Source organism: Paenibacillus sp. PCH8 (assembly GCF_002968835.1).
Taxonomy (GTDB): Bacteria; Bacillota; Bacilli; order Paenibacillales; family Paenibacillaceae; genus Paenibacillus.
In genome coordinates this window covers 23,376-41,631 of the sequence record NZ_PKQK01000002.1, presented here as the reverse complement: position 1 = coordinate 41,631, position 18,256 = coordinate 23,376, and the positions used below count along the sequence as shown (strand labels likewise).

The window sequence follows — 18,256 nt, the reverse complement described above, 5'->3', positions numbered from 1 at the left end:
TAAATAAGAAAGGTTCGTGAGTTGCTCCAGGGCAATTCACGAACCTTTCTTTATTTGATTGATCATTTGTGTGAATCCTGTAATACACGGTTGTAATCTAATGCTGACGCTGGTGCAGAATGACTGCCATCAGGAGTCCGGCAATAGCTCCAGCAATGCCAAATAACGTAACACTGGCAATAACGTCGACCGACTGGAATTGAAACAAAAAAGCGATACCGCTACCAAAGGTAGTTCCAGCGAGAAATCCGAGCGAAATTCCTGTTTCTTTGGTTAATTTCATCAATTCACCTGCTTGGGAATGGGAGTTATGGATTTGCAAAATAAGGGTACAGGAAGTAAAGTGTGATCAGGAAAATCATCACATTTTATTTCCTTTTTTCATTTTGTGGTTTTAACCAGTTAATTATGCATGATATCTCATATGGGAGGGTCAGAGCGAATGAATATGAACGAACGAATGGCGGCATGGAACGAAGAGGCACAGCAATGTGCTTGCGGTCATCCACATCGAGTGGTGAACATGCTGATTCATCTGGAAGCTGGAGCCATTCAAAGGTTGCCGGGTTATCTGTCTGAGCGTGGGTACGATCGAGTGACGGTTGTCTATGATCAGCATACATTTCGCGCAGCTGGATCGGATGTACTGAGCAGTATTCGGGGCATGGGAATCCATGTAGATGAGATGGCAATGCGGGAGAACCGCACGGGGGATATCGTTGCTGACGAAGCCGCCATTGTACAAATCATATTGGGTGTGAGCCTGGAAAGTCAGGCTGTTATCGCCGTGGGTTCGGGCACCATCCATGATCTGGTGCGATTCGTTTGTTCCAAAATGAACAAGCCTTTTCTGTCCGTGCCGACCGCGGCTTCGGTTGATGGGTTCACTTCTGCGGGTGCACCCTTAATTGTAAGCGGAGTCAAGCAGACATTTCAGGCTGTACCGCCCGAAGCCATCTTTGCCGATATGGACATTCTGGAGCAGGCCCCTCAAGTGATGACTGCTGCAGGATTTGGAGATATGCTCGGTAAATATACTTCGCTGGCAGACTGGATTGTTTCTCATGAAATGGGAGGGGAACCGTTCTGTCCGGTTGCTTATCGGATTACAGAGGAAGCGCTGAATACCTGTATAGATCATGTGAATGCTATTGCGGAGGGGCAGTCTGAAGGCGTGGCTGTATTAATGGATGCACTTATTGTATCCGGGTTATCCATGTTGATTATTGATCATTCCCGCCCGGCATCTGGGGGTGAACATCACATCTCCCACATTTGGGAGATGGATTTGATGGAAGCGGGGCGAAGACCCGTTTTGCATGGTGCCAAAGTGGGTGTAGCCTGTGCTTTGATTACGGAGAAATATAAGGAGCTTGCTCAGACATCGGGAGAACCGGTGTTCAGCGTGTATGAGTCTCTGCCTGAAGCATCTCAGATCACTGGGTGGCTGGAACAAGTAGGTGGGCCCACCACAACGGAACAGCTCGGAGTAACCCGGGAGATGGTGGAGCATGCGCTGACGACAGCACATACACTGCGAAACCGGTATACCGGTCTAAAATACATCAATGAAGTGTTGAACACGAGGGTCATTTGAGCTTATATGGCGATCAAATCTCCATGGAATGCATAAGCCTGGCTTGTAGCGTGTCTGTAATGGCGCTGGTTGGAGGGAAATACGAAAAGGGTAGATTAACTGACATAACTGATTAAACAGCAAGGAGACTGCTTCAAGTCCGGTAGAGAGGGATATTGTTCAGTTCATAGAGTTTAACTTAAAAAGGCTCTGGCCTCCCTTGGGGAGAACAGAGCCTTTTGGCTGTTCGCTTATTTAGTTGTTGCGACGATCTTTCAAGATGACATCTGCGAACAAAATGGTTTTGGGGATGCGGAAAAATTGCTCCGCTTGTTCCTGAAACGCAGCAGAAGGCAGCGTTCCCTGATGCAGCCATTTGCGGAAAGTGCCGGGATGAACCCCGATCCAGTGGCTGACATCTGTCACCGACAAATCATGGACCATACACAAGCCTGTCAGAATACGGTTACTAACCGGAGAACGAGTCACCGTACGCTTCATGAAGCGGGATGGCTCGGGTTGACATATGACAGGGCTATTGCGCACCACTTCTTCATTGAAGAGAATGTGTCGCGGGTAGCCAAGTAATTGGCATGTCTTGTCCAAATTGGTACTGCCGGGTATCCGACCTTCATACACCCACGCACTGACACTGCGTGAAGAGATGGAGAGGTCTTCAGCGAGCTGGGACAACTTGATATCATTGGCCATCAGCACGGCAAGAAGAACACGATTGCGAATTTGACAGCGTGTCGGTTTGCGGAATCGTTTAACACGGACACCTTTTCCCAAGTATTTACGGTTGATCAGAGACCACGCCTGGATAGAATGTTGTTCTGGTTGATTAGGCATATTTCCTCCGATTTTTTTAACCAAATACTACAATAAATAACGGGGTACTTTCAAGTGCCGGGTTTACCGGTTTCAAATGCGTCAATGCGTCAATCCGCGATAAAGAGGGAACTACGAACTAGACCACGCGCAATTCACATCCTAGTATATTCCTAGATTACAATGTTTCACTAAAAATGAGGGAAGAAATCGATGAGTGACATAAATAAAATAGTTCTAATTACTCATTAATAGGTCTAAAGAACTTTTATCTATTTTTGTTGATACGATGCGGGTTATTTACCTGATTTGCCCAAAAATATATAATTTTCATCAGCAGGCAGGATGCATAGTGTGCACAAATCTGAAATTATAAATCCGCAAGTTTAACATGACATGTGACCTGTCAAATCTCTTACTTTTACATATATTGTAGGGTAACCAAGTGTAAGGGAGAGGTGAGGAACGTGAGTCCAGCTGTGAATACCTTTGCTGCCGTCTCGGGAGCATTTGTTACGTTTGCTTTTGGCGGGTGGGATCAACTGCTTACCCTGCTCGCGGTCGCGATGGCTGTAGATTATATCACAGGTATAGCAGCGGCGGTAAGAACGGGTACCGGATTAAACAGCAACATTGGTTTTTGGGGGCTGGCCCGCAAAGGTCTGATGCTGACCGTTATTCTGCTTGCCCACCGAATTGATCTGCTCATGGGAACCGATATTATCAAAGGGGGAGCCATTTATTTCTATCTGGTGAATGAACTGATCTCTATTACCGAAAACTATGCCAGGATCGGACTTCCATTGCCGAATAAGCTTAGACAGGCAATCATGGTGCTTAAAAAGCAAGAAGGTCAGGGTAATCTGGCTGACCGGGAATGGCCCACACCGCAGCAGAGCCCGGACAGCATGAAACAGCAGGCCGAAACAGGACAAACTATGCAGAAGGAATCCGTGGATCGGACGGAGGATGTGCCTCAGGAGAAACCTGATCCGAAAGGGAAGAGTTCGGATTAGGTTTTCTTTATAAGAGAACGTTTCCAAGTATCCTTTCGTAATAGAGAACGTTATGATATATTTTGGATACACGAAAATTCATTCATTTCTATTATTATACTAAACGAGGTGCTTGCTCAGATGATTAAACATATTGTCCTGTTCAAAATGAAAGATCGCTCCGTGGAAAGTATTGAAGCCGCTGCCCAAGTTCTACGCAATCTGGAAGGCAAAATTGATGTTCTGATTTCACTTGAGGTAGGGATTGATGTACTTCGATCAGACAGATCGTTCGACATTTCACTTACAGCGGAGTTTGCATCCCTGGAAGATCTTCAGGCCTATCAGGTGCATCCGCTACATCAGGAAGTAATCAAATACATGAACGAAGTCAGAGAACAGTCGATCGCCGTGGACTACGAAATCTGATCTGTCATTCACACGACTTTGAAATAAAGGGGACTCTGCATGAGCGATTTAAGAGACGTTATGGAATTTCTATATATTTTTGTTGTGTTTCTGATCGCTTGTCCTGTGATGATTTTCTGGCTTAAGCGTAAAGGGAAACGGAACCGATAATTCACTGAACGGGAAGTGAACGAATGTATTATGTGAACAGAGAACAGATTGCCCGCCGGCTTGCGGCTGTACCGGAAGTATCCGAGGGGCTTCGCCGGGCAGCTGAGGCCTGGGATGGCAGTCTCATGTTGGGTATGGTACAGGAACGTTGTCTTCACCTAGCGATTGAGATTGTTACCGATGTGGGAAGTTATCTAATTGATGGTTTCATTATGAGAGATGCGAGCAGTTATGATGATATTATTCAGATTAATTACGAAGAAAAGGTTTTTGAACAGGCCACCTATGAGGTATTGCGTCAGCTTGTCTTATTACGCAAGCCACTGGTACAGGATTATTATAGTTGGGAGCGGGCCGAGCTTCATCCGCTTAGCGTAGAGCTACCGGTAATCCTTGAACATTTTACCACACAGGTGAGTGCCTACGTCGAAAAAGAGCTTGGTCCTTTCAAGGCGGCACAGGCCGAGGGACAGCGTAAGGAATGAGGAAATAGCATGACGAATGAATCAAAAGAATTCAAAGAAGTAAATACTGAAAGCAAGGAAGTGCCTTCCGGATTTCATCCGGTGTATATGGTTGAACTCTTGTTCCATGAACGTCCGGAAGTGGACCGCCTGCGCTTGCAGGAAGCTCTGATTCGTCACACTGGACAAGTCCGACTGGACGTGAAGCCAGGGGCAAGAGAGCAGGAGCCTGAGATGCTGGTCTTCTATCATCTGGATCATAAGGTATCCTTTCAGGAAGGGAATATCCCTGCACAGACCTGTATGCTTCCGGTGCATGAAGTTGCGGATCGAGCACGCTTCGGTGGTGCCTTGCAGCAAGCGTGGCATTGGCCAGAAGCGGGACAAGCTGTAGAAGCTGCGCGTTACTCCATCCGAATACATGATATGTTCACAGCTGCCATGCCTCGCAAACAGCGCCTGGAGCTGTTCCAGAAGACTGTACTGGCAGTCATGGAGAGTTTAACTTGCGAGGCACTGTATTGGTATGGCAGTGATAAGTTGGTTGAACCCGAGGCGTATACGCAAGCTCAGGAACGTGAGGAACATCTGTATGCAGCCATGAACGTTCGGATGTATCAGGCGGGAGGTACGGAGGAACAGCGCGAGTTGGTCATGGATACGGTAGGCTTGTCTGCGCTGGGTGTGCCTGACGTACAGTGTCACTTCGTCGGTCTCGATCCGGATACGGTAGCCCAAACCCTGTTGGGTGCGGCGTATTACATATTTGATCAGGGAGATGTTCTTCAGGATGGACAGACGCTGGGTTCTTCTGGCGGACGTCGCTGGCGTTGTGAGCATCAGGCGGCGCTGATTGCGCCGGGACGATATGTGATTGACTTGCATCCGGGAGATGAACACGCAGCGGCTGATCTGGAGCCGGCTCGCCAGACCTGAGATGAAGCGGGACCTAAAGTGCTCAAAGGCACAAGTACCCATAAAGGACATTTAAATAATTTTTGGTATCCAGAGTGTCAGGTCAAGCCTGTGCTGCTTATAATGCATCAACAGAGTAGGCATTCGCCCGGTTGGGTGAGCGACAGGATATCGCTTGAGATCCTGTACTTCAACGAAAGTAATAGGAGGATGAAGGCATGAAGGATTCGAATAAAGGTTTGTTGTGGGGAGCGCTGATCGGCTCCGTTGTGGGTTCGGTGACTGCATTGCTACTGGCTCCGAAATCAGGACGCGAGCTTCGTCAAGACATTTCGGAAGGTGCTCGTCAGGTATCGGATAAAGGTCAGGAACTGGCTGGTAAAGTGGGGGAACAAAGCTCGCAGATCGTATCCAAGGTCAAAGAAACTGCAGATGTCGTGATTCAGGATATTCAATCCTGGCGCAACTGCGCTGAGAGCAAAGAAATTCGCATCTCGGCAGCCATTACGGATACCGATACGGACAAAGCAACAGATGAGGCCGGAATCGAAATCGTTGCGAAACTCCCTACGGATGATTCCAAGGACGAAAACTAAGCAAAGCTTGGATTAACAGGCTTTCCTCGATATAGAGGAGAGCCTGTTTTGCTGTGTGTCCACACCTGAGATATACAGCACGGGGGATTTTATTTGAACCCTGAGATGAAATCGGGTAAGATGTAGGTACCTTTTTGCCGGAATGTTCATACGGTAGGAAGAAAGCTCTGGGAAATAATCGTTTTCAGAACCAATTCAATGAAGAAGGAAGCGGTGTGTTCGTGCAGCAAGCAATCGCTATATTAGACTCCGGTGTAGGGGGATTGACCGTCGCGAAAGAAGTGATGCGTCAGCTCCCGCGGGAAAAGATCATTTATTTTGGGGATACTGCCCGGACACCGTACGGACCCCGTTCGTCCGAACAAGTGAAACAATTTACGGAACAAATCGTTGATTTCTTGATCCAATTCGATCCGAAGGTTATCGTTATCGCCTGCAACACAGCGACAGCGGCCGCACTGGAATACATCCGTACCAAGGTGAATGTTCCTGTTATCGGTGTTATTCATCCGGGAGCGCGGGCAGCAATCACAGCGACACGTACAGGACGCATTGGTGTGATTGGAACTGTGGGTACCATTGGAAGTGGTGCTTATACATTAGCGCTCAAGCAGTTGTCCCCCTATATTGATGTGGTCAGTCAGGCTTGTCCGGCGCTGGTTCCGTTGGTGGAGCAAGGTGAATTTCGTTCCGAGCACACGACACATACGGTGGAGCAATCATTGGGTGAGATCAAGCAACAGCCCATTGATTGTCTTATTCTGGGTTGTACGCACTATCCTTTTCTCATGGACACCATTCAGGAGGTTATGGGACAGGAAGTGAAGCTAATTAGTTCGGCAGATGAAACGGCGCGGGAGATCAGTACGATTTTATATGATAAACGAAAGTTGGCTAGCGGGGATGAGACCCCGGTGCATCAATTTTTCTGCACTGGCGACCCGCGCATGTTCCAGAATATTACCCGTCGATGGTTAGGGGAACAGATCTCGAAAACTCCTGTGGTCTGGCAGGTTACACAATTACCATAGCTATACTCTATTGTATGCACCGATAGGACTTATAATTAATTGTATATTACCTGTGTGACATCCCGGAACGGTGAAGTTCCGGGTTTTTTTGTCATGATTCTGCATGGACAGGCGATGAACATGATTCATGTCACATGTCGGACAACCGGACCTGCATACATATGTTATAGACACATCATACGTGAGAACCGGACAGGAGACCTGTTTTTTCCTGTGGAAAGGAGAACAGCATGGAACTGCAGTGGATTATCGTTCAGCGGGGAGACACGCTGCCCCGGATTGCGTCAGCGCACCGTATGACGAGAGAGTTGCTCGCTGCGCTGAACCCGGAAGCAGCCTCTCAGCCTTATCTGTTCGCTGGCCAGATGCTACGCATTGTCCCTGGTACAGGACGCAGGTACGCTGTGCCGCCTGGAGAGAGTGTAAGGGGCATTGCAGATCGTTTTGGGCTTGAAGAAGATATACTGCGTCAGGCCAATCCCGAGATTGCAGGTGTTGTGGATTGGGTGGGGCGCTGTATTCATATTCCGGATTCAAATGGAAAAACTATTGTGAAGATTCAGGGAGAGTATGGTTATCGAGAATTAATGAGGGATATAGACAAGCTGGAGAATCAATTCCCGTTCATTGAAAGAGGCTCGATCGGAACAAGTGTCATGGGCAAGTCGCTGCCTTATGTGCGGATCGGGCAAGGTCCGAGACATATTCATGTTAATGCTTCCGTTCATGCTAATGAGTGGTTGACTACCGCTGTTCTAATGAGGTTTATCGAAGAGTATGCCCAGTCTTATAGCACGCATAAGGCGTGGAATCAATTCCAGACCGAACGCTGGATGCAAGAGACGACACTCTGGGCAGTGCCGATGGTTAATCCGGACGGGGTCGAACTGGTTCAGGAAGGTGTGGTCAATCAGCATTCGCATGCACGGCAGTTGTTAGCCTGGAATGCGGGCAGGTCGCATTTTACCCATTGGAAGGCCAATATCAGAGGGGTGGATCTAAATGATCAATTTCCTGCCCATTGGGATGAAGAAGCAGCGAGAAGGGGGATGACCACACCGGGTCCCCGGGATTATGCAGGGACGGCTCCTTTGACGGAACCGGAGGCACAAGCGCTGGCGCAGTGGACACAGCAACACTCATTCGCCGTGGTTGTTTCTCTGCATAGTCAGGGACAGGAAATCTATTGGAATTACCGTGATCTGGAGCCCAGAGAGAGTGGGCTGTTATCACGCAGGCTCGCCAAAGCTTCAGGCTATAAGGCAGTGAAGCTCGGCGGTAGTGATGCTGGTTACAAAGACTGGTTCATTCAAGAATTTGGTAAGCCTGGCTTCACAGTGGAGGTTGGATTGGGTGTTAATCCGCTTCCTGTAGAACAGTTTGATGACATCTGTGTGGAAGTCGGGATGCTGCTGGCTGAATTATTAACTAATCGATAACAAGGCAATTCGGATGGTAACGAGCTTTTGAAACGTAGTGGCTGTTCATTCGTATAACAGGAACGGACGCTGTGAGCGGCGCTCCGTTTTTTATTATTTGTACTCACCTGCTGTTTCGACATAAATTGATATCATACGGAGGGATTCATATGAAGTGGAGAAGACTGCTATCGTTCAAACGATGGACACAAGTTTTCAAAAGACTACCCCGGCTGCTCCGGGCTCCGCAGATTCCTTTGGGGGAAAAGATGCTGTTTATTATCCCGGCGCTGTTATACTGGGTACTTCCTGACGTCATGCCGTTTATGCCTATAGATGATATCGGGGTCACTTTGATTCTAATGAACTGGTTTGTAAGTCGTGCAGAACGTAAATACCCTGCGCTTCAGGAAGGATTATCTTCTTGATTTTTTGCGAAATGGATGGTTTTAACATCGAATTCGCATCAATGTTATTGCGAAGAACGATAACTTTCTTTACAATAGATGCTGGAGTTTAAGAATGCTGAAATTGTTGAAGCCAGCAATTACAATATAGGAGATGAAGAGAATGAATTGCAAAATTACGCGTAATGCTGCTAAAGTATTGAAGCTTGAATTGGACAAGCCTGAGAACGAAGGAAAAAAACTGCGTGTTGTCATCACACATGCACATGGTGACCATGCTCACTACGGGCTTGATATCGATACGCCTAAGGATAATGATACGGTTGTATCTACCGACAAAGAAATCGATGTGATTCTTGCGAATGATCAACCTTTGCTGAACGGTGTTAAAATTGACTATCTCTACTTCCCGGAAGAGGGGTTCGTCATTACGAATCCGTCCCAAGGCAATCACGGCGATCACTAACGGTGCGAAGAAGGGGAACTCATGGCTAACGATATCCGCGTATGCGAAAAGTGTAATCATGTCCGACTGAAATCGATCGTACCCAAGTTGCAGAAGATGGCTCCGGATACGGAGATCAAGATTGGGTGCAAATCCTATTGCGGTCCTTGCGCAAAACGTGCGTTTGTCTTCATCAACGGTCGGTACATCAGTGCTCCGACAGAAGAAGAAGTGCTCGCCAAAGTCGCAAAGTTCGTGAAGTAAGTTGTGTAAAGTGTGCTGGAATCAATCGCACATTGAAAAGGAGGAGGGGCCTGAGGCCTCTCCTTTTTGCGATTTTATAGCGTGTTATTGTATGGGGAGTTAAATGTCAGCATCGTTGTTCATTGTAAAAATTTCGAAATTATCTTCCCGAATTTCAATGGCAATGACGGTGTCATCTTTTTCAAGGAAATGAACATGTCCGAGCCGTTCTTCCTCCAATTCTACCCAGCCTGTATCTCTTAACTTCTGAAAATAATCTGTGGGTGGATAGAGTCCCTGCTCTCCTCCGATATGTTTCAATTCATACGTAGCACCTTCTTTGAGGGTGGGGTGATCGGAATAAACCTTGGTTTCAATAAACTTCGCATTGCTCGGTACTAGAATGTCGGGATTAATGGATGATCCTGTGTATCCTTCTATCTCGTATGTTGCAGGAGCACAACCTTGTATCCAAATGAGCAAGGGCAGCATACAGAGAATCAGTACTATTTTCTTCAAATGAATTCCTCCTGATTGGGATGGGTACCTAATAAACGTAGTGGAACTGGTTAAAGTTACGATAAAAACACAAACCACCCTTAATAAATGGATATGCTTCGACAATGTGTTGAATGATCGCTTAAAATTCTGTGAGAAGGTTAATAGACCAAGAGCAGGCAAAAATCAATACGGGAGGTACAGGATGACAAAACATATTACAGATTGTACGATTCTGAACAACGGAGTGACGATGCCATGGCTGGGATTCGGAACCTACAAAGCAAAGGGCAAGGAAGTGCAACAGGCGGTAGAGACGGCTTTGGAGGTCGGGTATCGCAGTATTGACACAGCATCCATCTATGGCAATGAGGAAGAAGTGGGACAAGCTATTGCAAGCAGTGGTGTTGCCAGTAATGAGCTGTTTGTGACGACCAAACTCTGGAATGAGGATCAGGGATTTGATTCAACGTTGAGAGCCTTTGAAGCCAGTCAGAAGGCACTTGGACTGAATGTCATTGATCTCTACTTAATTCACTGGCCTGGTCGAGACCAGTATAAAGAGACGTGGAGAGCATTCGAACGTCTATATAGCGAAGGAAGTGTTCGTGCAATTGGTGTGAGTAACTTCCAAGTACACCATCTGCAAGATATTATAGATGAAGGCGGAACAGTACCTGCGGTGAACCAAGTGGAGTTGCATCCGGGTCTAATTCAACAGGAAATCCAGGATTACTGCGGGGCACAGGGGGTTCAACTGGAGGCTTGGAGTCCGATTATGAAGGGCAAGCTGAATCAAGAGTCTACACTCAAGGCGCTGGCCCAGAAATATGGGAAAACGCCGGCACAGATTATTTTACGCTGGGACATTCAGAATCAGATCGTGACGATTCCGAAGTCGGTAACCCCGGAACGGATTCGTGAGAATGCAGACATTTTCGACTTTGAATTGTCACCAGATGAACTGAGATTGATCGATGCGTTGGATGCGGATAAACGGACGGGGCCGCATCCAGATCAACTTTTCTGGGATTAAGCGGATAGCTCAATTTCAAACGGATATAAAACCATCTTATATAGATTGGATGGTAATTAAGAAGTATAAAAAAGCAGCAGGATCGGGAAGTTTCCCTTGATCCTGCTGCTTTTATTTTATTTATTCGAATCGGATGGTGGTACTTCGCAGCCTTCATCTGTGCATACACCGCTACCGTCTGCTTCTGTGCTATTCGATTCAACCATGGTGAACGGGGAACGTTCGTCCCATGCTTTCTGAATGGCATCCAGGAACACCTCGTCAGGCTGGGCGCCAGATACAGCGAACTTGCGGTCGAATACGAAGAACGGTACACCACGAATGCCCAGTTGCTCGCCTTCCGCTTGGTCCGCACGAACGTTATCGGAGAATTGATTACCGGAGAGCACTTCAGCTGCTGCATTACGATCCAGGCCGACATCCTCAGCCAGTTGGGCCAACACATCGGGATCGCCGGCATGTTTGCCTTCAATAAACACGGCTTGGAATAATCGCTCGCTCAGTTCAAGTGCTTTACCTTGTGTATCTGCCCAGTGTGTTAATCGGTGAGCAGAGAAGGAGTTGGTCGGAATCATGGCATCAATATTGTATTCCAGTCCTGCCGTGCGAGCGTTGGCATTCATCTGAGCATTCATGCCTTGGGCTTGCTCCACGCTAATATTATATTTGGTAGACAGATAGTCTGTATTGGTTTTACCGCTATTCACTTCAGCGTTTGGATCGAGTTCAAAGCTTTTGAATTGCAGTTTCACTTCATCGCGATGTGGAAATTGTGCCAGCACATTCTCCAGGCGGCGTTTGCCAATATAACAGAATGGACACATAAAATCGGACCATATTTCAATATTCATTTTGTGAAAACCTCCATTATCCATGTAGTTGAAACTAATATAGTTACAATTATATAGCCACTTTCTATAATTCGCAAGCTGGAGCTACGCTAATCAGCAGAGAACCGGCTTCGGTGTACACCGCGCCCGCTCCGCCCCATCCTTGAGGATAACGCTGTTTGACAAAATTGGAGGCTGCATCAAAGAGCTGCTGTTCAATATTGGTTTGTTGTGTGTGTGATGTCATGTAGTTACTGCGCCCCTTCCTCACGGAATTGCTGAATTAAATCATAGGTAATCACCGTATCCGAGATGTGCAATCGCTTGACACTCTCATCATAACCGGGACGGCAGGCGTTAATATCGGTTTTGTTGCGTGAAGACAGATCATAACAAGTGGCACTCTCGTAGATATAATCGTCGGACGGAATATAGAATACAGTACCATCGGAGAACGCACCATTCCGCAGAACAACCATCCGTGATGATCCGTCGTAGACGTCGTTACCCATGTGATAATAGGACTGGTCGGATATGCCGAGCAGGTGCAGGACGGAAGGTGTGATGTCCAGTTGTCCTGATGGTTCGTCGATGGTTCCGGCAGCGGCTCCGTCCGGTAAATGTACGAGTAAAGGTACTTCGTTCATAATCTGTTCCATGTCCAGATCGTTCAATGAACGTCCGAGAAATTGCTCGTATTGTGCTTTTTCCTTAATCGAATTGTCGTGATCCCCATAGAACATGAAGATGGTGTTCTCCCATAATCCCCGATTCTTCAAGTCTTCTACCATATTGCCCAAGGCAGAATCTACATAATGAACGGATTGCAGGTAGTTACCGAACATCGTCCCCTGGAACTCGCCTACATCCAGTTGCTGTTTGTCTTGGGGTAAGACATACGGATGGTGACTGCTGAGTGTGATGAGGAAGGAATAGAAAGGTTCGGTAACCTCATTACTCATCTTCTCAACAGACTGACGGAAAAAGGATTCATCAGACAGGGACCAGCCGAGCGGGTCGTCCTGAACATAATCATTTTTACTATAAAACTTGTCATATTTCATGTTCTGATACATCGTATACCGATTCCAGAATCCGCTCTCATACGCGTGAAATACGTTGGTGCTGTAACCATTATCCTTCAGAATGGATGGAAGCGAATCATACATGTGGTCTGCATATCGCACAAACGCTGATCCAACCGGAAGAGGGTGCAGTGAAATGTTTGCTCCAAAATCGGCATCCGATGTCCTGCCCTGACCTGTCTGGTGGTAAAAGTGACTATAATACTGACTTTCTTTCATTAGCTCATTGAAATGGGGTGTGATCTCCTGACCGCCAATGCTCTGGCCAATCATGAAGTTCATATAAGCTTCACCCTGAACAATGATGACATTACTGTCTTTGTATTTGCCGAATAAGGCATCCTTCCGAGTAAAGGCTTGCTGTCTATCTGCAAAGAAGGTTTTGGCCTCTTTCACATCAGAGGGATCAGCCTCCGGTCCGGAGCCAATCTGGTCTTTGGCGTAGTTGTACAGATCATAACCGTGAAAAGCGAGTAGTCCGGTCACATTGTACATGGATACATTCCACCAGTTGTTTTCGAACAAGCCTTTGGCCCATGTTTTACTGTAAAAATAGATTGGGCCGACTGCGAGTCCCAGTCCCAGCACAAGGGCAACGCTACCCGCAGTGAGACGACGGCGCATCCGCACCTTGCGATCGTTGGACGTGTAGCTCCCATAACTCCCATAACCGTTCACGTAAGCACCCGTGTTCTCCGAACGGTAACGTCTGCTGAACAGCGCGATCGCTGCGAATGGAATGACGGCAAGCCAGTCTGCAAAGAACCAGAGATCACTTGCGTAGATTAGTGTAGCAATACTGTCGCCCAATGCATCAACCTGTCTGGCCTGTAACAACACCGGGATGGTCAGGAAATCCTGAAAATAGCGATAATACACCATGTCGGCATAGATTAGAGCCGTAAGCAGCAGGTTAAGCAGAACCAGAGAGACGATCATGCTCCTCCGTGGAAGCAGCCAAGTCCAGAAGGACAAGAGCAGTAAAGATCCAATGGCGATGACCTTATCGAAAAATCCCATCGTAATATTATAGGCGTGAAGATTGTGGTGGAGCCACATGAGTTTGAGCAGCATGAGCACAAGAAAAATAAGATATAACGTAAGTGGATGATTCAGAAGCCTGCGTGGCATAGAGCTGTGACTAGGTCGAGTGACAACCATATGTATGTCCCCCTTGCTATTGTTGTTTTGTTATCGGAATGTAAAATAGAGCTTCATCCATTATATCGTGGCCTCTTGGCTTTTCAACTATGCTCAGGTAGATTCAATCTCTACTGAGGCCAAAGTCACCTCTATTCATTCATATCATTTGGAAAACGAGCCGAAAAAAAGAAGCACCCCAGCCATGGTTGGCAGAAGCGCTCCTTTTTTGGAAATGATCTATTAGGATTGTGGTGCTTTATTTCGTGGAGGCAGTGGGCCCAAATACTGATAGTACTGGGTTTCAATTCGTCCATTGAATAATTTGCGACGCTTGTCTGCTTTGTGACCGAAATATTCTTCAAAAGCTTTGGTCGACGTGATTGCAAAGAAGGACCATGTCGGCATTTCGAGGTAACTGCGTCCTAACGAACGGAGCAGCTTCTGAACCTCTTTCTCTTCACTCAACCGTTCACCATATGGGGGGTTGGTAATGATAACACCATAGTCACCCTGTGGTCTTGCACGATGAGCGGGCAGTACGCTGACTTCGATATCTTTGGCAAACCCAGCGCTCTTGATCGCTGCCAGAGCTATTTCAATAGCTTCCGGATCAATGTCACTGCCTGAAATCTGTAACGGGACATCGTCACGCACGGCATCGAATGCTTCTTCGCGCGCCTGTTCCCATAATTCTTCAGGAATGACAGCCCAGTCCTCGGAGTTGAAAGTCCGACGAAGTCCGGGTGCAATGTTCCAGCCGATCATAGCGGCTTCGATCAGCATGGTGCCTGATCCACAGCATGGATCATAGAAGGGGCGGGATACATTCCAGCGGCTAAGCTGAATAAGAGCCGCAGCAAGCGTTTCTTTGAGTGGGGCTTCGGTTACGAGTTTACGATAACCCCGTTTATGCAGACCTGGTCCGGTCGTATCTAAAGTAAGCAAGGCGCGATCGTTCAGCAAAATGACCTCAATCACATAACGAGACCCATCCTCGGGGAACCACTCCGTGTCATAGGTCAACTTCAGTTTCTCTACGATTGCTTTCTTCACGATCCCTTGGGATGCAGGCACACTGCTCAATAGGGATTTTTGGGAGCGACCCTCTACAGGGAATTCGCCGTCGGCTGGAATCCATTCTTCCCAAGGCAGTGCTTTGGTACCTTCAAACAATTCATCAAATGTCGTAGCAGGGAATTCACCCATTTTCACCAATACGCGGTCCGAGCTTCTCAGCCACAGATTACAACGGCAAATATCAATATAATCTCCTGTGAAGAAAACCCGGCCGTTGTCGATCGTAGCATCTTCATACCCCAGTTGCTTCAGTTCCCGGGCGACAACAGCCTCGAGTCCCATTGCTGAGGTTGCAATCAATTGCAATTGAGCCATGTGATTCATTTCAACTCCATTTCAAGCTGGAGAAGGAAGTCCCTCTCTCTGCTGTATAGTAACGGCGCGGCCTTGCCGCTTTCCGTGAAAAAACTTACAATGAGAAATGCGGTGAACGTATGCATTCCTCTTTCGAGACGATGCAGTAGTCAACCGCCTGTGTTGATAACAAACATTTATTATAGAACATTGGCACCCATATGGAAAGCAGTCCAATTGTCCAAGGAGGATTTTAGCGGTGAATTTGACCCCGGATGAATATGTAAATCAATTATTTCAAGAAGATGACCTTTTGCTGAAAGTGAAAGAGGCCATCCGTTCGAACGACATGCCAGAAGTTTCGGTTGCTGCGGCGTATGGACGTCTGCTCACGTTTCTAGCCAAGACATCCAAAGCGGAAGCTGCGCTCGAAATCGGTGTGCTGGGCGGTTACAGCGGGATCTGCATTGCACGCGGATTGCGTGAGGGTGGAACCCTGACATCGCTGGAACTAAAAGAAGAATATGCGGCAATGGCTCGTGGTCATCTGGAAGAAGGCGGGTTTGGCGAAAAGGTTGAGTATCGCATTGGCCCGGCGGCAGACAGCCTGGAGCAACTGACGCAGGAAGGACGCACATTCGATTTCTTCTTTATTGACGCTGACAAAGAAAATTATCCGGTATATCTAGACTATGCTATCAAGCTGGCTCGGCCAGGTGCTGTCATTGTGGGGGATAACTGTTTCCTGCGTGGTCGTACGCTGAATCCGGACAAGCAGGGTCCGGCTGTACTGGCTGTTCGGCGCTTCAATGAACAGATGGCGAGTGATCCACGTCTGGTAACGACCATGTTGCCGGATTATGATGGGCTCGTACTTGCTTGGGTGAAGTGAAAAGGTAAGCGGACAGAACACAGACTGGCTGAACATAACCTGACTGAAAACATAACCTGACTGAAAACATAACCTGACTGAAAAAATAACCTCTAGCGGGTCCACATTTGCTTTTTTTTAACCTGTGACATTACAGATGTGATTCGACTTTGAGGTTTGTTCAGGTACACAATAAGAGACGACAATTCCTGAATGACAGGAGTGTCGTCTCTTATTGCATCTAGAGCTATAGATCTATAAAGGATGAGTGCTTTCTTATACTTCAGGTGTTCCGTACGTTTCAAACCATTTCTTAATCGTGTCAAAATCATCACTGAAGGATAGTCCAAGCATCAATAGTACACGAGCTTGTTGCGGACTAAGGTTGTCGCCGGCAATGATGCCTTTACCTCCACCGTATACACTTCCTGATCCTGTCCGGGTGGTAGTCACGAATATCACCCCTTCTTCAATGGCTTTGGTTCGAGCTTGTCCCATGGCTCTGGAGATTCCGCCAGCGCCTGTACCGGAGGTGACAATTCCCTTGACTCCACTATTAACGAACCCTTCAATGGCCCCGCCACCAGCTTCTTGGTATGAGATGGCAATTTCCACTTTTGCCAGGTCGGCCTTTGTGATTTTGCTCAGATCAAATGCGGGCTTCGCAGTACCTTCCGCTTTGAGGGCGCGGGCAGGAGCGCGGTAGATTCGAATATTTTCTTCATCAATATAACCCACAGCGCCGAGCATCGGCGTTTCGAACGTATCTGTCCGATAATCATTGGTTTTGGTCACGCCACGAGCAAGCTGGATGGTGTCGTTCAACATCAGTACTGTTCCGAATGAAGTGGTACGGCCACTGCCTGCAAGTTTGATGGCGTTGTAAAGGTTGGCTTGAGCGTCAGAACCGATGACAGTCCATGGGCGCATGGAACCTGTGATCACGACTGGTTTGTCGCTCTGAACGGTCATGTCGAGGAAATAGGCAATCTCCTCCATGGTATCTGTTCCCGTGGTAACCACAACGCTGTCATACTGCGCAAGAGCTTTGTCTACCGTCTGAGACAAGTCATAGAGATCAGCCATCGTATAGGAACCTGAACCTGAATTTCCGAATTGGAGTGTGCTAACATCGGCAATCTTCTGTTTGTCCGGTAATGCCTCAACCATCTCTCCGATGGGCAGTGTTCCTGCCTTGTAGTTCTGGAAACTGGTCGCATCTTCGGATTGTCCCGCGATCGTGCCACCGGTTCCGATGACCAATACATTGGGGAGTGCAGATTGTTTGGATGAATCCGGCACAGCCGGGATAGAGGTATTGCGTGCAGGAGTGGTGGGTGCTGTCTGTGCAGTGCCTGTTGTGCCTTTCACTTCTACTGTAGCTGCATGGGCAGCGTAAGTTCCGATGGGGGACAACGAAATGGTTAATGCTGTTAAGGCTGCGGTACTCCATACTGCCCAGGGACGAAGATTGGATGGTTTTTTCATGAATAGCACTCTCCTTGAAGTTAGTATTGTGATAGGTTTGTTGAGGGTGATATGTATATCGACTTAAAATCATTGTATTTCATGTTAAGTTATATGACAATTATATAAAGTGGTAGTGAATTCGATTACATTCATAGATTATAAGAGTAAATCGATTATTTATTAGGTATTTTGAAAGAATGTTAGATAGAATAAAAATGAAGATAGGAGTGTTATTTAGTGGATTTAAGAGGGGAATAGTTATTTTTGTGTTAACTAATATTACATATATAGTTTGATTCTAATGAAAAGAAGCATTTATAGAGAACATAACTTAGCAGAGAAAGAGGAATGAAGTAGCATCTATTTAGGTAATGGGGCTCAATTCGCTTCCAATGATTGGTATTTTCGTGAAGTTGTGTATATAATAGTGTTGGTTAACATATGTCAATAAA

General features: G+C 47.1%; 20 protein-coding genes and 1 pseudogene. 13 read left to right on the top strand and 8 right to left on the bottom strand.

Features of this window, described 5'->3' with window-relative positions; all coding sequences use genetic code 11:
• Window positions 1-97: 97 nt before the first annotated feature.
• Complete coding sequence (locus tag C0Q44_RS12850; RefSeq protein WP_105407739.1) at window positions 98-283, bottom strand: hypothetical protein; 186 nt, start codon at window positions 281-283, stop codon at window positions 98-100.
• 159 nt (window positions 284-442) lie between these two features.
• On the opposite strand from C0Q44_RS12850, the gene C0Q44_RS12845 reads away from it, so the two are divergent.
• On the top strand, window positions 443-1,597 hold the full coding sequence (locus tag C0Q44_RS12845) for a sn-glycerol-1-phosphate dehydrogenase (protein WP_105407738.1): 1,155 nt from the start codon (window positions 443-445) through the stop codon (window positions 1,595-1,597).
• Window positions 1,598-1,831: 234 nt separating this feature from the next.
• On the opposite strand, the gene C0Q44_RS12840 is transcribed toward C0Q44_RS12845, so the two are convergent.
• A complete protein-coding gene (locus tag C0Q44_RS12840) occupies window positions 1,832-2,428 on the bottom strand; it encodes a helix-turn-helix domain-containing protein (RefSeq protein ID WP_105407737.1) in 597 nt (198 codons plus the stop codon).
• 437 nt (window positions 2,429-2,865) lie between these two features.
• On the opposite strand from C0Q44_RS12840, the pseudogene C0Q44_RS12835 reads away from it, so the two are divergent.
• The 10 genes and pseudogenes from C0Q44_RS12835 to C0Q44_RS12790 all read left to right on the top strand — a co-directional run.
• Window positions 2,866-3,288 (top strand): annotated as a pseudogene (locus tag C0Q44_RS12835) (phage holin family protein); the annotation flags it as partial.
• A 255-nt stretch (window positions 3,289-3,543) separates the two neighbouring features.
• A complete protein-coding gene (locus C0Q44_RS12830) occupies window positions 3,544-3,831 on the top strand; it encodes a Dabb family protein (RefSeq protein WP_105407735.1) in 288 nt (95 codons plus the stop codon).
• 173 nt (window positions 3,832-4,004) lie between these two features.
• Window positions 4,005-4,466 (top strand): DUF86 domain-containing protein, encoded by a 462-nt coding sequence (locus tag C0Q44_RS12825; protein ID WP_105407734.1) that lies wholly within the window; start codon window positions 4,005-4,007, stop codon window positions 4,464-4,466.
• A 9-nt stretch (window positions 4,467-4,475) separates the two neighbouring features.
• Window positions 4,476-5,381, top strand: a complete 906-nt coding sequence (locus C0Q44_RS12820; protein WP_105407733.1) for a DUF4261 domain-containing protein — start codon at window positions 4,476-4,478, stop codon at window positions 5,379-5,381.
• A 197-nt stretch (window positions 5,382-5,578) separates the two neighbouring features.
• Window positions 5,579-5,956, top strand: coding sequence for a YtxH domain-containing protein (locus tag C0Q44_RS12815; RefSeq protein ID WP_105407732.1), 378 nt, complete (start codon window positions 5,579-5,581; stop codon window positions 5,954-5,956).
• 221 nt (window positions 5,957-6,177) lie between these two features.
• Window positions 6,178-6,987: a glutamate racemase gene (gene racE / locus C0Q44_RS12810; protein ID WP_105408474.1), complete on the top strand. Its 810-nt coding sequence runs from the start codon at window positions 6,178-6,180 to the stop codon at window positions 6,985-6,987.
• A 230-nt stretch (window positions 6,988-7,217) separates the two neighbouring features.
• Window positions 7,218-8,426, top strand: coding sequence for a M14 family metallopeptidase (locus C0Q44_RS12805; protein WP_374955098.1), 1,209 nt, complete (start codon window positions 7,218-7,220; stop codon window positions 8,424-8,426).
• A gap of 149 nt (window positions 8,427-8,575) precedes the next feature.
• On the top strand, window positions 8,576-8,833 hold the full coding sequence (locus C0Q44_RS12800) for a hypothetical protein (RefSeq protein WP_105407731.1): 258 nt from the start codon (window positions 8,576-8,578) through the stop codon (window positions 8,831-8,833).
• A gap of 142 nt (window positions 8,834-8,975) precedes the next feature.
• On the top strand, window positions 8,976-9,278 hold the full coding sequence (locus tag C0Q44_RS12795; protein ID WP_105407730.1) for a heme biosynthesis protein HemY: 303 nt from the start codon (window positions 8,976-8,978) through the stop codon (window positions 9,276-9,278).
• 21 nt (window positions 9,279-9,299) lie between these two features.
• Window positions 9,300-9,521 (top strand): YuzB family protein, encoded by a 222-nt coding sequence (locus tag C0Q44_RS12790; RefSeq protein ID WP_017689421.1) that lies wholly within the window; start codon window positions 9,300-9,302, stop codon window positions 9,519-9,521.
• A 99-nt stretch (window positions 9,522-9,620) separates the two neighbouring features.
• On the opposite strand, the gene C0Q44_RS12785 is transcribed toward C0Q44_RS12790, so the two are convergent.
• Window positions 9,621-10,019: a hypothetical protein gene (locus C0Q44_RS12785; RefSeq protein WP_105407729.1), complete on the bottom strand. Its 399-nt coding sequence runs from the start codon at window positions 10,017-10,019 to the stop codon at window positions 9,621-9,623.
• A gap of 184 nt (window positions 10,020-10,203) precedes the next feature.
• Here C0Q44_RS12785 and C0Q44_RS12780 point away from each other — a divergent pair, with 184 nt between their 5' ends.
• Window positions 10,204-11,034, top strand: coding sequence for an aldo/keto reductase (locus tag C0Q44_RS12780; RefSeq protein ID WP_105407728.1), 831 nt, complete (start codon window positions 10,204-10,206; stop codon window positions 11,032-11,034).
• A 116-nt stretch (window positions 11,035-11,150) separates the two neighbouring features.
• Here the strand turns inward: C0Q44_RS12780 and C0Q44_RS12775 are convergent, their stop codons facing one another.
• The 4 genes from C0Q44_RS12775 to C0Q44_RS12760 form a co-directional block, all read right to left on the bottom strand.
• Entirely contained in the window at window positions 11,151-11,885 is a 735-nt protein-coding gene (locus C0Q44_RS12775) for a DsbA family oxidoreductase (protein WP_105407727.1), read from the bottom strand.
• 64 nt (window positions 11,886-11,949) lie between these two features.
• Window positions 11,950-12,111, bottom strand: coding sequence for a cytidine/deoxycytidylate deaminase family protein (locus tag C0Q44_RS12770; RefSeq protein ID WP_181150992.1), 162 nt, complete (start codon window positions 12,109-12,111; stop codon window positions 11,950-11,952).
• A 4-nt stretch (window positions 12,112-12,115) separates the two neighbouring features.
• Window positions 12,116-14,110 carry an LTA synthase family protein gene (locus C0Q44_RS12765; RefSeq protein ID WP_105407726.1) on the bottom strand — a complete coding sequence of 665 codons (1,995 nt, stop codon included), beginning with the start codon at window positions 14,108-14,110 and terminating at the stop codon, window positions 12,116-12,118.
• A gap of 222 nt (window positions 14,111-14,332) precedes the next feature.
• The gene (locus C0Q44_RS12760; protein WP_105408472.1) at window positions 14,333-15,484 is read right to left on the bottom strand and encodes a THUMP domain-containing class I SAM-dependent RNA methyltransferase; all 1,152 of its coding nucleotides are present in this window, start codon (window positions 15,482-15,484) and stop codon (window positions 14,333-14,335) included.
• Between the two features lie 238 nt (window positions 15,485-15,722).
• Here C0Q44_RS12760 and C0Q44_RS12755 point away from each other — a divergent pair, with 238 nt between their 5' ends.
• Window positions 15,723-16,355: an O-methyltransferase gene (locus tag C0Q44_RS12755; protein ID WP_105407725.1), complete on the top strand. Its 633-nt coding sequence runs from the start codon at window positions 15,723-15,725 to the stop codon at window positions 16,353-16,355.
• A 255-nt stretch (window positions 16,356-16,610) separates the two neighbouring features.
• Here C0Q44_RS12755 and C0Q44_RS12750 read toward each other — a convergent pair whose 3' ends face one another.
• On the bottom strand, window positions 16,611-17,822 hold the full coding sequence (locus tag C0Q44_RS12750) for an asparaginase (protein WP_105407724.1): 1,212 nt from the start codon (window positions 17,820-17,822) through the stop codon (window positions 16,611-16,613).
• Between the last annotated feature and the right edge of the window lie 434 nt (window positions 17,823-18,256).